The sequence below is a fragment of the Paenibacillus sp. J22FR21 genome, assembly GCF_056269135.1.
In genome coordinates, this window is sequence record NZ_JBWDNJ010000005.1 from 545601 (window position 1) to 559453 (window position 13853).

General features: G+C 50.0%; 13 protein-coding genes. 1 reads left to right on the top strand and 12 read right to left on the bottom strand.

Annotated features, from left to right (window positions below; translation table 11 throughout):
• The first annotated feature begins 6 nt into the window (after window positions 1–6).
• The gene (locus AC0YNS_RS20860; RefSeq protein WP_475782895.1) at window positions 7–621 is read left to right on the top strand and encodes a TetR/AcrR family transcriptional regulator; all 615 of its coding nucleotides are present in this window, start codon (window positions 7–9) and stop codon (window positions 619–621) included.
• Window positions 622–663: 42 nt separating this feature from the next.
• Here the strand turns inward: AC0YNS_RS20860 and AC0YNS_RS20865 are convergent, their stop codons facing one another.
• The 12 genes from AC0YNS_RS20865 to AC0YNS_RS20920 form a co-directional block, all read right to left on the bottom strand.
• Window positions 664–2361 carry an S-layer homology domain-containing protein gene (locus tag AC0YNS_RS20865; RefSeq protein ID WP_475782896.1) on the bottom strand — a complete coding sequence of 566 codons (1698 nt, stop codon included), beginning with the start codon at window positions 2359–2361 and terminating at the stop codon, window positions 664–666.
• A gap of 63 nt (window positions 2362–2424) precedes the next feature.
• Window positions 2425–3606, bottom strand: coding sequence for an S-layer homology domain-containing protein (locus AC0YNS_RS20870; protein WP_475782897.1), 1182 nt, complete (start codon window positions 3604–3606; stop codon window positions 2425–2427).
• A gap of 162 nt (window positions 3607–3768) precedes the next feature.
• Window positions 3769–5526, bottom strand: a complete 1758-nt coding sequence (locus AC0YNS_RS20875) for a methyl-accepting chemotaxis protein (protein WP_475782898.1) — start codon at window positions 5524–5526, stop codon at window positions 3769–3771.
• 146 nt (window positions 5527–5672) lie between these two features.
• Window positions 5673–6518 carry an SDR family oxidoreductase gene (locus tag AC0YNS_RS20880; protein WP_475782899.1) on the bottom strand — a complete coding sequence of 282 codons (846 nt, stop codon included), beginning with the start codon at window positions 6516–6518 and terminating at the stop codon, window positions 5673–5675.
• Window positions 6519–6628: 110 nt separating this feature from the next.
• Window positions 6629–8632: a glutaminase family protein gene (locus AC0YNS_RS20885; RefSeq protein WP_475782900.1), complete on the bottom strand. Its 2004-nt coding sequence runs from the start codon at window positions 8630–8632 to the stop codon at window positions 6629–6631.
• A gap of 153 nt (window positions 8633–8785) precedes the next feature.
• A complete protein-coding gene (locus AC0YNS_RS20890; RefSeq protein ID WP_475782901.1) occupies window positions 8786–9022 on the bottom strand; it encodes a cold-shock protein in 237 nt (78 codons plus the stop codon).
• 182 nt (window positions 9023–9204) lie between these two features.
• Window positions 9205–9432, bottom strand: a complete 228-nt coding sequence (locus AC0YNS_RS20895) for a helix-turn-helix domain-containing protein (protein WP_090982761.1) — start codon at window positions 9430–9432, stop codon at window positions 9205–9207.
• A 108-nt stretch (window positions 9433–9540) separates the two neighbouring features.
• Window positions 9541–10149: a glycerol-3-phosphate acyltransferase gene (locus AC0YNS_RS20900; protein ID WP_475782902.1), complete on the bottom strand. Its 609-nt coding sequence runs from the start codon at window positions 10147–10149 to the stop codon at window positions 9541–9543.
• Window positions 10146–11252, bottom strand: coding sequence for a glycosyltransferase family 2 protein (locus AC0YNS_RS20905; protein ID WP_475782903.1), 1107 nt, complete (start codon window positions 11250–11252; stop codon window positions 10146–10148). The genes AC0YNS_RS20900 and AC0YNS_RS20905 overlap by 4 nt, the downstream gene beginning before the upstream one ends.
• Window positions 11253–11369: 117 nt before the next feature.
• Complete coding sequence (locus tag AC0YNS_RS20910) at window positions 11370–11744, bottom strand: PH domain-containing protein (protein ID WP_475782904.1); 375 nt, start codon at window positions 11742–11744, stop codon at window positions 11370–11372.
• A gap of 194 nt (window positions 11745–11938) precedes the next feature.
• Window positions 11939–12616, bottom strand: a complete 678-nt coding sequence (locus tag AC0YNS_RS20915) for a FadR/GntR family transcriptional regulator (protein ID WP_475782905.1) — start codon at window positions 12614–12616, stop codon at window positions 11939–11941.
• A 46-nt stretch (window positions 12617–12662) separates the two neighbouring features.
• Complete coding sequence (locus AC0YNS_RS20920) at window positions 12663–13838, bottom strand: trans-sulfuration enzyme family protein (protein ID WP_475782906.1); 1176 nt, start codon at window positions 13836–13838, stop codon at window positions 12663–12665.
• Window positions 13839–13853 lie beyond the last annotated feature (15 nt).

Below are 13853 nucleotides of genomic sequence, written 5' to 3' on the forward strand. Positions count from 1 at the left end.
CACGAGATGGCCACAGAGAAAACGATAGATAAACGACACTTACGCTCCGCGCTGACTCGCCAGAAACTATTGGTTGCCGCCAAGCAGGTGTTTCTGGAGGAAGGGTTCCATAAAGCGACCATCTCGCAGATGATTCATGCCGCCTCAATCGGGTATGGAACAGCTTATGTTCATTTTCAAGGAAAAGAAGATTTGTTAAGCGTATTAATGGAGAATGTCATGGAGCAGTTTTATGAAATTGCCGCCATTTCTTTCGTGCCGGCAACGCGGGAAGAAGCGGTTCACACCATACGCAAACAAACCTTAGCTTTTCTCTTAATGGCCGAGGCAGAGCGTCATATGATGCAAGTTTTCGAGCAGGCGATCGGCATCTCATCTATCATCTCCGATAAGTGGAAGGGCATCCGCGAGAAGTTTATTCAGCGGATATCCAGCGACATCGCCTATTCGCAGTCGCATGGACTGGCACGAACCGACCTCAACCACCTGCTGATCGCACGCGGCTGGTTCTATACGAATGAAATGTACCTATGGGAAATCGTTCGGGACGAGCACCAAAGCTCGGTCGAGGAAATCGCAGTCAACATCACCGATCTCTATACGGCAGGACTATATCTCTAAAATAAAACCGGCCTCTGCAGCGAATGCAGTGGCCGGTTTCTGTTAATTGCCTGCTTGTACAATAATGCCTGACTGGTCGCCATCCACGACAATGTCCAATGTAGCGGCAGGATGACTTTGCTCACCTATAACTAGCTTGTAGCTGCCCGGGGCGATATCGGTCAGCTTAAACTCTCCATCCGAGTCCGTCCCCGGCCAGTAACTGCCGTCATTGCCGGATGTTACAAGCCTAACGGGCAAATCAGCAAGCGGGTTCCCACCGGCATCAACTGCCTTACCGCTCAAGGTGTAAGTAGGAACGGATAACTGAAGCGATATTTTGCTCAAATTTGACCCTTTAACCGTGATCTTATTCGAGGTTTGCAGTTTATAACCGGAGTAGTGAAACATAATCTTATAGGATCCGTTCGGAATTTGCTTAAACGTATAGGTGCCAGCAGCTCGATCTGCGTTCGTGACCGGATAATCGCGATCCTCGCCACGCAAATATACACCGGTATTAACGACTTCTCCATTCAAGTCCGCCACTTGCACCGTTACGGAGTAGCCTGTTCCATTCCCCGGCTGCTGCACTTCTTCGCTGTCGCCGGCATTGTCGTTATCGCCGAGCTCAACCTTATCTTCCGTATCATCCGACTTATTATAATTGCCGAACTGATAAGCTCGCCATAGCATAGCCGCTGCCTGCGCACGGGTAACCGGCTGCTGCGGGCGGAAGGTTTCATCCGGGTATCCCGATGCAATGCCTGTCTCGATCGCAATTGCCACAGCATCTCTGGCAAACTTGGAAATGCCGTTAAAGTCTTTAAACATCGCCTGGATCATGCTTTGATCAGGCAGATGCGTCTTGTCATAACCCTTCAGCTTAACCAGCGCGGTCGTAACATCCTCTCTAAGTGCAGGCGAACTCGGTTTAAACACCAGTTTCCCGCTGGAGAGCTTGTAACCGTTCAAGTATTGCTTCGATGCTTCAACGAACGGCGTCTCCCAATCGGACGGCTGTAGGTCGGCAAAGGTGGACTTAGTCACCTTCTTCGCTTTCATGCCGGCGGCCAGCATCATGATTTTGGCAAACTCTGCTCTCGTCACGATTTTCTCCGGTCTGAACTTGCCATCGGGATAACCGCCCAACACGCCGCGCTTCGCTAAGTCCTCAATCGCAGTCAGCGCCCAGTAATTATTGGCGACATCTTTGAAGGTTGAGCTAGCAGGCTGACCGTAATTAGGGTCGATATCATTGCCGTAATCCAGCGAGCCGCCCGGAGCAGGAGGCGCCTGGTCAGCCGGCGCTCCGCTCGATGCGCCTTTCACCACGACAACGCCGGCCTCTACATGCCATACATACTCTGTACTGATGGATGGCGCAATGAGCTGGTAAGAGACACCGTCGACCATTTTACTCAAGTCATTAATATGGAATTCAAAACCCGAGTCTGCCGGATCTCCAAACCCACCTCTGAGTTGCGCATACACATCCGGATAGCCTTCCGCCTTAAGCACAAAATCCGTTCCTGCCTTATCAATAAACACCATGTCTGAACCGTTAATATGCTCTCGCGTGGATACGATAAAGTCGAACGACACGTCTTGAATGGGCTTAATAATTCGAGGATCGCCCTTCCACAACGCTCGGTAAATATGAACATCACGGAGCTGACTTTCCGCCGCCGATGCGGAATAAGCCGGTATGAGCAGAGCGATAACCACAATAAGAAGTAACAGCTTGGATAAACCTTTCATGATCGATGCCCCTTTATAAAGAAATGAAAGGTGTCCCCGTTTAGGAGGACACCGAACTATGTGTTAAGACGGAAACTCGACGATCTCTGCTTCTTCGCCATCCACGATATCGACGACTTCCTCGTCATCGCCATTCTCTTCCTTGTTCTCATCCCCATATTGATACGCTCTCCAGAGCATCGCTGCTGCTTGCGCGCGCGTTACAGGCTGCTGCGCTCGGAACGTCTCATCCGGGAAGCCGGAAACGAGGTTGTTCTCAATCGCCAGTGCCACATAGTCCTTCGCATACGAGGAAATCGAATTGTAATCCTTAAACATCGCTTGAATAATCGTGCGGTCAGGCAGCTTCGTCTTGTTGTAGCCTTTGAGCTTCACGATCGCTACTGCAACATCCTCACGAGTTGCCGGTGCATCCGGTTTAAATACGAGCTTGCCGCTCGAAAGCTTATATCCGCTCAAGTACGATTTGGCAGCCTCTACGAAAGGAGCTTCCCAATCCGTTGCTTTAATATCGGAGAAGCTTGTTTTGGCTACTTTCGCAGGGGTAAGCCCCGCTGCCAGCACCATGATTTTCGCAAACTCAGCACGCGTAACGACTTTATCCGGTCTAAACTTGCCATCCGGATAGCCGCTGATGACGTTTCTTGTATTCAGGTCTTGAATGGCGCTGAAAGCCCAATATTGATTCGTAATATCCGAGAACTGGGATTCTCCGACACTGTTGTAGTTCGGGTCGATGTCATTGCCATAGTTATTCGGATTGGATGGCTGGCTTGGCTGTGCCGGTTGTGTCTGCTCTTCATTAAGGACCTTAACTGTCGTCTCGTTGTATGCAAGCGGGTTGCGGTTATCATCATAGAGAATCGTCAGCGCGTAATAGGTTCCGCCGCTTGGAAGGCCGCTGTTATAACCGCTTGCCGAATACGGCTCAGGCAGGCCCACATAGGCTGCAACGCCGATTTCATTAACAGCAAATGGAGCATTGGAGGATTGAACGGTAATATGCGTAAATAATTGCGCTTGTTCAGGCAGCTCTGTCCGGTTGATGACGGTTTTGAAGCTCTTCACACCCGGGATATGCTTCAGACCGGCTGTTAGCTCGACTGCACTGCTGGCAGCTGTCGTTTCCTCTGCATAGGAATAGTTCCTGAGACTCACTGTTGCCAAAACAACAATTAATGCAAAACATAGCACAGCTTTCAATGATAAATGCCGTGCGCGATTCTTTCTAATAAACCCTTCCATGTTGGCGGATGCCCCTCTCATCTTGGCAAATCTATCTATTAGTTTTATACCATAAATCACCATGTAAGAGTAGGAAATAATAGGATAAATTGCCTAGTTAACCTGCAACGTTCGACAGAACACAAGAAGGCCACATCCGCACCCGGATGTGGCCTTCACTGCTTATAGTTTAAACTTCTCAATCGCTTCTTCCAGACCCGAGCTTCGCAGCTTCAGCTGCTCCGTTGTAACGGCAATTCGCTTGGTCGCTGCCAGTTGATCGGCTGACATTCTCTGAATCAATGCGGTGTTGTCTGCAGCTGTACTCGAGATTTGCGAAATTTGCTCTACCGATGCCGCAACCTCTTCTGAGCCTGCCAGCACTTCCTCAGCCGCCGCGGAGATCTCCTGAATCTGACTGTTCACCAGATGGAATCGATCAACCGTCTGATCAAACATCATTTCCACATAACCGGACAGCTCCGTGCTCCGGTTCATCTCTGCGCTGCCTTCCAACATTCGCTTGCCGATATGAGCGGACTCCTGCGCAATCTGCCCAAGAAGCGAAGTGATGTGATTAGCAGACACAGAAGAAGCTTCAGCCAGCTTACGCACCTCACCGGCTACAATGGCAAAACCCGAGCCATGCTCTCCGGCTCTTGCCGCCTCAATGGAAGCATTCAGTGCCAATAGCTTCGTTTGATCCGCAACACTCGAGATGGAAGCAAGCACCGGCTCCATCTCTTGCATGAATGCATTCAGAGCTAAGACGGATTCGTTCGTCTGCCTTGCTACATCGGAGATGGAGACCACTTGCGTTCTTAGTTGGTGAATGGAATTACGGCCCTGTTCCGCGGAATCAAGCGCTTCTACAGAGGCGCTCGACACTTGAGATGACGCCTCGGATACGCGCTGAATCGCGTACGTAATTTCCTCCATCGATTTGGCGCTTTCTTCTGCTCCGATACGCTGATGCTGCGCGCCATCCGCCAATTGCGAGATGGATAGCTCGAGCTTCTCGTTCAAGTCGACCAGCTGCCCCGCCTCCGAGCCAAACTGATCAGTGGAATGAATGAGATCCTGCGTCGTTACCTGCATATCCCGAACTACATTGCCTAGCGTAACGCCAAGTCTGTCGCTCATTTTGTTCATCGCCGTGAAAGCTTGGCCGATCTCATCGGGCGAGCTTACTCGCATGGTGCCAAGATGTCCCTTCGCAGCAGAGAAGTCTCCTTCGGCCATCGCTTCTGCCCCTTTTACGACAATCCTTAAAGGCCTTAATGCACGGGACAGGAACACGGTAATGAAGATAAACACAAGCAAGATTACAATACCCATGATGACAAATAACGGCGTACTGGATTTCAAAACTTCCTTATAGATGGTTGTCGATACCGAGATATCCGTATCAATACCAATAGCGCCAATGATCGTACCCGATTCATTGCGAAGCGGCGCGTAAGATGAAATATAAGTCCCATATTCGGGATTATGAATAATGCCGGATTTGGCTGATTTTCCTTCTAACACCAACGCTATGGCATCCTTCGGCATATCAGTCACTTCACCAATCGGTGAAGCATCCTCATCCGCTTTAGGCTGACCATCGATTAGAATAATCGGTTCCCCTTGGTCATTGATTTGAATCGTATATACGTACAAAGCGCCGATCCGCTGACGATAATCATTCATGGCATCCCGAATTTGCCAATAGAGATCATTCTCCTTAGCATCCTTCGTATACGTCTCGTACAGCTTGACATCGAATTGTCCCGCATAGGCCTCAGCTGTATGCATGCCAAAGCTGCCGATCGCTTCTTCGCTTGCTTTCCTCGTGTTCTGGACTTGCAAGTAAATCAAAGTGGTAGACAGGATGACGAGAGTAGCCAAAATAAGAACAGATAACTTCACTGCCAGCCGGCTTCTAATGCTTAAGAACATGATACGTTTACTCCTCCTGCAGACCTATGTAATGGCTTCCACACTAGTCTACCATAATTTTCTCGCCAAAACTCCCCAAAATATCCCATGAAACAACAAAAAACGACCCCAAAAGGTCGTTCATCCTCACGATTAGGCTTCCCGCCTTAATCTTCGATCCCGAGCTGCAGCTTGCGTATACCGCGCACGCCGTCCAGTCCGGTAGGATCGTTCTGTGTCTTATGGTGAGCAAACTGCTCCGCCCGCTCAGAGGTACGGATGCGCAGCGGCTTCTTTTCCATCGCCACCAGCTCCCACATCACTTCCGCAACCGCGTCTGCGGACTGAGGCTCCGCGTTACGGCTTAAGAACGACTTCGTATACTGATCAATGATCGGCTTATACTCGTCCTCCAGAATACCGCCTGTACTTGCGACATGCCCCAGCACAGATTGGGTGAAATTCGTCGCGATTGCGCCCGGTTCCAGCAGTGTCACATCAATATTGAAAAATGGCTTGTAGTAGGTAGCCAAACTCTCAATCAAGCCCTCTACCGCAAACTTGCTTGCACAGTAGATTTCATTCATCGGCTGACCGACCAAGCCGCCTACGCTGGACGTTGCAATAATATGGCCATGACCGGCCTTCTGCATCATTGGCAGCGCAGCTTGAATCGTATGCATGACGCCATACACGTTCGTGCCGAAGATATGCTCGATTTCCTGCATTGGCGCTTGTCCCAGCGCGCGCAGATAGCCGATACCCGCATTGCAGAACAGTACATCAAGCTGCTTCTGCTCCCGTTTGATCTCATCGATTACGGTACGAATCGTATCCGGATCCGTTACCTCCATTTCGCGGTAATGGAGATTGTCATACCGTGCATACTGTTCCTGATCCCGCTCCAGCTGCCTCGTGCCGGCATATACAATCCAGCCGTTTTGTGCAAACTTAAGCGCGGTTGCGAGCCCAATGCCTGCCGACGCGCCGGTTATAAGTATGGTTTTGCTCATCGTTATGGTTTCACCCCTAAGTTATCCGATTGCTGTTTAGTAAAATGGATAGAGGGAGCCACCTTGGCCCCCTCATCCAATATTCCCTTATCGTTACCTATTCAGCCGCACTACGCTTTCATAATTCCTTTGTCTTTCAGCACCTTCATGAAGATGCCCCCTACTACGCTGCGATGTTGGAAGTTAAGTGCTCTTGCCGACAACGTATCCGTCCAATCGGAGAACATTACGCGGTCCGCCGTGTCATTGAGCATCTGCCAGATCGGTTCGACCAATGCGGTGAACGTTTCTTGTTCTTCAGCCAATGCAGCTGACCATACCAGCCAATCGGATTTGGTGTAGGTTGCCCGGCTGTCTAGCGGCGTACCGTACTTGTTGCTTTGTTTCGAGTACCAAGCCACTTCCTTCTGGATCATGGCTTTATCAAACAGCTCCGTGCCGAACAATTGATCCCAGATCAAATTGTATTTCAAGCTCCAGCTGCCCTCTTGGCCAAAAGCAAGCTTCGTATGATCACCGTCATCAGCAAGCACTCCCCACTGATCAGCCATTTCCTTCGCCGCATTGCGGTAGCGAGCGGCCTCATCGGCCTCGCCCTGCAGCTTCTTCAGAATCGAGAAGCTCGCGACGCCCATGATCGCTTTGACAGACAAGTTCGCATTACGAGCCAAATGGCCGGCAAAATCATCCGTACACAGCTGATTCTCCGGATCTAAACCATACTCCAGCAAATACGCTGTCCATTCCGTGAAAACATCCATTTGGTCGAAAATATACGCGCGATTCCCGCCGGCCAAACAAACAGCTGCAGCCATAACCAGCATGTTGCCGCATTCCTCAACAGGCATTTGACCTTCTCTGGCGTTCTCGCTATATACCTGACCATTGCCGATCGGATACTGCCCGATATCATGAGGCGCGAATTCGAACGGCCACTTATCGCTTCTGGTGTACTTCATAATCGGGCGAATCATCGCCTCAACCAGAGATGGATTGTAGAGTAAGAACAAAGGAACGGACGGGTAGCTGACATCTACGGTTGCCATGCAGCCATTGCTGTAACACTCTTTGGACAGGAACAGCAGCTCGCCATCCGTATCGGTCACGAGCTTGTGCGCCGCAATCGCCTGACGGTAAGAAAGCGCCAGAAGATCCCCGTATTTCTCTCCGCCTGACTTTACTCCGTCGGCCACAATTTCCTGATCGAATGCAGCGCAGCGCTCCATTAACTCGTTATATTCAGCGAATGCCGCCGCAATCATGTCGTCAGCGCTTAAGCCGTTTCGCTTCCAGTAAGCCTGCAGCTGATCGCCGAAATAAGTAACGGCGTATACATCGTCGTAAGCCAGCACTGCAAGCTCAGAAACCGGAGATGCGCCGACTTTACCCAGATCATATACGAGCGCCATAACCGGATTCGCTTCGGCCACCACTTGAGGCGATGCAGCCGGTTCGTTCGTTAGTTTCTCGTTACGTACGAAGAGTTTACGCAAATTAGCCGAATGCAGATAAGCACGCGTTTGCTCCGACTTCTGCGCGGTTAAATAGAAGTGGCCCCAATCGATGCGATGATCGTCGCCGGAACGATTCATATAGGCTTGCTGCTCATGGCTCATTTTCATCACTAGCAATTCATTGTTATCGGTAAGCTCCGATACGATCGCTTGGGAAGTCTGATCCACGCACCACTCGCCGGTTACGTCGAAATACACACTCACGTCATGCCCTTGTCCATCCAGGGATTTCACTTCGAATCCCACATAAGAAGCCGGTCTTGACAGCACCTCCAAATCCGTCAGCAGCAAAGGAGTCGTGAAGCGAACTGTCAATTCAATACCAGCTGCCTCAAAAGTATAGATCGTGCTGAGCGGCGTGACCTTGAGTCTGGTTTGCGTAAGTGCCTTCGGCTCAGAATAATAACGCTCCGCTCTCGGTTCTACTCGGCCTGCGAAGCGATATGGTACCCCGTCAATACGAATAAGCCCTGTCATGGCATGCCGTTGTCCCGTCCAATGGCGGGTGAAATCATCGGTTAAACGGTCAGCAGTTGACCATACGCTGAAATAAGGATCTACCGTTACTAAAGGTACTGCAGCTGGACGAATTGGATTCATAATTTGAACATCCTCCCATGGATATGTATATAAAAACTATAATGTATATATAAAACATAATATATATACGTAATTTTGTATATAGGTAAATGAGAACTGGGCCAAAGAAAAATGACAACAAAAAAGCCGACCAGCAGCGGTCGGCTTTGTTCATTATGGCTTCGGCGTTACGTTCTTTAACGCCGTCTTCAGTTCGGAGCTGGAGTTATGTAGAATGGGGAGCTCTTTCATACTGTTAGCCATTGGAGACTTACATTGCGCGCATGTCGGAACTTCCTCAAACGAGTAACTGTTCCTCATCCAACCATTGCAGCCTTCCTTCGTGCATGACCAAATGGCTGTCATTTCAAACGGCAAATCTTCAATGGGTCTCTTCCGTGAAAAATACATGAGCAAGTCCTCCCCTTCGTAACCTCATAAAAAAAGTCACATACCGAATCAGGCAACACCGCACCTTTTCGGTATGTGACATTAAGTCTCATATCTAATACGTGAATCAAACTATACCACACTATCGCTTAATTAGCGAAAGAAACCTTGTCCCAGAGCCTATATAGTGTTAACGGTTGATCCTATTTCTGCGCGAGAATTTCATCGATTTCGCTCTTGAGGAGCAAGTAGCGATGAACGCTTCGCATGATCGGAACCTTGGTTAGTTTATGTTTCTCTACGTACACCTTCATATGATCCTTAGAGAGGCCAAGCAAACTGCCGGCTTCCGTCACGGTTAACACAACTTCGTTGCTCGTTGCGTTGAACGTTTCCTTCACTTTCAAATTCCAGTCGTTAAACTCCTGCATAGTAAGTAACCTCACGTTTCTGTTTGATCCAATATTTCATTATACCATGAAATTGGAACCATTCCTAAAGCAAAAACAGGAAATGTAAGGCAATACTTAGCTGAATCATCACTCCATTCGTTTGAGCACGACAACGCGCAGCTCTCTTCGATGGGAATAGACCAACAACAGCAAATTGAACATTCCGAACAGAAGGACCGCGCCGGAATACCTCGCAAAGAACAAGAAGATCACCAGCAGCAGCATGCCTAGCACAACTTGAAAGGCATCTGCTTCCGAAGAGGACGGCTTTCCTCTGCTGAGCAATCGGCCCGACAATAGGAGCACTGCCAGAATAACGGCATAGGCGAGCGAAGCCGCGAAGCCCGTCAACCCGCTCCAAACGCCGAATGAAACTGCGATTGCTTTGCCTCCCTTCAAGCGTAAGAAAGGCGAGAAGATGTGGCCGAGAATGGCCGCGACAGCCGGCAGGATGATACCCGATCCTGTCACCGCATTCGTATGCACAAGCCAGAATATCGGGACATACCCCTTCAGAAAATCAAGCGCAACACCGGTCAACCCGTACGTATAACCAGCCGCTCTCCACAAGTTCAGCGCTCCCGGATTGCCATCGCCATGCTCCTTTAAATTATGCTTCGCCATTAAGCCAAGCCAATAAGAGAACATCAGCGATCCGGATAGGTAGGATAGGATCGTCCATAGGATCATCATCATTTTCTCCGAGCTCCCACATCAATACTTCGACCTTTCCAAGCCACTCGTCCAAAGAAAACAACCTGGTAAATGGAATACAGCATGATCATCAGAAAGAATACCGTGCTCAAGAAATGAACGGCAGGCAGCCAGTTGCCGAATCGACCTGTATAGTGGACAAAATAATAAATTTGCACGGTGTATAGAACGTACCCCATCGCGAGCGGCATTCCCCATGAGGTTCCCAAGAAGAACGGAGTCGCCTCCACCATAATTAATCCGATTAACCAAACCGCCACGAGCAGTGTTGTCCGCAAACTGAGCTTGCTCGTACTAAGCACAGCTCCTTTGCTGAAGCCTTCAATCTCGCTGCGAATGCCGCCGGGGTACATGCGGAAGGATACCTTATCGTACCCGATGTAATTCACGACCGGAATACCCGCTTCAATAAATTTAGCGCCTAGATTCAAGTCGTCCAGCAGCTCTCCCTTAATGCCCTCATGACCTTGCACCTTGTCATAGAGCGTTCTGGTCGTGAGAATACATGACCCGTACAACCCTTTCGTGGCATTCGTCCGTTCCATGGGCGATGTGAAAGCGAACAAGCCCAGGAGGTTGGGGATTAGCGCCAATTTCTCATAGAGCTTCTCTGCCTGATGATACGGTACGACCGAGATCGTTCCGCCGGCCAGTTCTCTCGCCGCAATGAGTGCATGAAGCGCATCCGGAGCGAGTCTGACATCGGCATCCAGAAAAGCGATGAGCTCTCCGGTGCTCTGCAAGTAGCCGTTCCAGACAGCCCAGTTCTTACCTGTCCATCCTAAGGGCAGCTCGGGACTCGCAATGACTTTGACGCCATAACTCGCTGCAATCGCTCTTGTCTGATCCTCGGAATGATCGTCCACGACGATAATCTCAATCTCTTCTATAGTCTGGGCTCGGAGCGAACGCAGCAGATGCGGCAAGTTGCCCTCTTCATTCCTAGCCGGGATAATGACGGACAGCTGCTGCTTTCGCTGCAAACGGGGATGATCGTGAAGATCGACAGGAATCGTATTTCTACGGAACAAAATCAATCCCGCAGCACACGCACCCATCAGCACAGCAATAATCAACATCCCCATTCCATTACCCCCTAGGACTTGTTTTATGGCTATAAGTAGAATATATGGCATCGATGTATGGATCTATGAACTTATTTCGGTTAACGCCAATTAATCCCTTTTTTATGATCCCTATATTTAATCTTTCAGAAGCGCATTCGCAATCAGCATATCAAACTTGCGAATGTCTACGCCTTTTTGCAATTTCACTTTAATATGGCCCGCTCGTGTCCACAACTCAACCTCTGCATTGATATCGAGGAATCCACCGGCGTTCTCTGTAGACCACATGTTAATCGAAGAATAAGGGAGAGAATAGATCTCAACTTTCTTGCCTGTGATGCCTTGCACATCTCGTACAATTAACCGTTTATTCGTGAAAATAGCCGTATCGCGGAAGGTTTTGTAAGCCGTAACCGCTACTTCTCCTGCCACCAGCAGTGCATGGACGTCTTGCGGTATCGGACACTCCGAAACCAAGGTCCACTCTAGAATACTTGAAGTCGCTGCCATCTACTTAGCCCCCTGTTCATGATTTTACTCAAGCTTCCCTCACCCTTCGATTGCACACTATGATATATGTATCATGAAGAGAGTTAGAATATTTTGTCAATCACAATCGCGAAAATCACAAAAACAATCCCACATCTGCATCTTCATGCGGATGTGGGATCAAAACGGTGCCAGTTAGCGTTCTTTCATTCCGATCAATAGGTTTTGATAATATTCTCGATGCAATTCATAAGCTTATTAAACTCGGCCAGTGCTTGCTCCGCGTCGTGAACCGCAATCGCAGCGAACATGGTATGATGGTACTCGTACGTTTCGTCGAACAGCTTTTGTTCACCAAGCGGTTCATTGAAAAACTTCTCGTACAGAGCAGATATAGACTCCAGCACGCTGGCCAAAATCGGATTGGACGCCGCACTCATGACACCCCGGTGGAATGCCAAATCGATTTGCGAGGTCGGTTTCCCCAATTCTTTCAGACGGCTGTATTCCTTCAAACATGCCGTCAGTTCATCAATTTGAACCTGCGTAATCCGCTGGGCTGCTAATTCGACCGCCTTTCCCTCCAGCGCCCGGCGCACATCTAATATCGAAAGCAAAAATCGCTTCTCATTTTCTATTTTGATTTTACCGGCAAACCGATAAGTGCCTACATCTCGGACATAGATCCCCTTTCCGTTAGCGACGGTGAGGACATCAATCGCCTCCAGATAGCGCAGCGCTTCTCGGAGAGAAGAGCGACCAACGCCGAACATCTGCGTCATCACCTCGGCCGATGGAAGCTTATCTCCTTCCTGAAGGCCTTTCTCTTCAATATAATTTTGAATTTCCTGCGATACCAGCTCAGGCATCAATTGCCGTTGGATCTTAGCCACAAACGAATCACTCCCCGCATTTACGAATCCAAGCTTTCAGAACCTGTTATAGCTGTAAATCGCCAACTTGCGCCCAGGTCTGATCCAAGTCACGGATCAAATCGTCGACGCTCTCCAATCCGATATGCAGACGGATCAGGCTGCGCGCCTCTGCCGTACAACCAGCGTAAGCCGGATTAACGATGACGAGTGACTCGAAGCCGCCCCAGCTGACCCCGATCTTGAACAGCTTCAACTGGCCCGCCCATTGCCGCATCTTCTCCGGAGACTCGGCAGATTCGAACGAGAACAACCCGCTCGAGCCGTTCATTTGCTTTAATCCAAGCTCGTACTGCGGATGCGAAGGGAGCGAGGGGTAATTGACTCGCAACACATAAGGCTGGCTGGCCATATGAGTCGCGACCTTTAGTGTGCTGCTCTCATGCCGCTCCATGCGAAGGGGCAGCGTACGCAGGCAGCGAGTAACCAGGGCAGCCGTGTGCGCCGTCATGATGCCACCGAACAGCATATATTCTTCCTCTGCAATTCGACTGATGAGTCGCTCCGATCCGAGCACAACACCGGCAACGCTGTCGCTTTGCCCTGAGATGTACTTGGTAACGGAGTGCACGACGAGGTCGATGCCAAGTTCCAATGGACGCTGGAATACAGGCGTAGCCCAGGAGTTATCCGCGATCGTAACGATTCCGCGACTGCGGGCAAGCTCCGCACAGGCCTTCAGGTCCTGCAGTTGGAACAGCATCGAAGTCGGGCTTTCCAGATAGATCAGCTTGGTTTCCGGGCGAAGCGCTGAACGAATGTTGTCCATCTGGCTTCCGTCCACCAGCGTCGATTCAATGCCGAAGCGCTTCAAGTACTGGGTCACGAACGAACGCGTCGGCCCGTATGCCTGATCCACGCAAACGATATGGTCACCGGCCTTCACCGACGAGAGGATCGCAGCTGAGATTGCAGCCATCCCCGAAGCGAAGCACTTCGCCATTTCCGCATGTTCCAGTTCGGCCAGCTTATCCTCTAAATACCGCACGGTCGGGTTATTTCCCCGCGAGTAGACATGATGGGTCTGCTGCTGCTTCCCAGCCTCCTGAAATTTGTCATACGATTCAAAGGCGAATAGGCTTGTTTGATAGATCGGTATATTAATCGATCCGTGATGTCGTTCATCGACGGCGTCATGTGCCGTCAAGGTGTACTGCCATTCTCGGCCGTTCTTCTCTGTCATCCGTTACACGCCTCC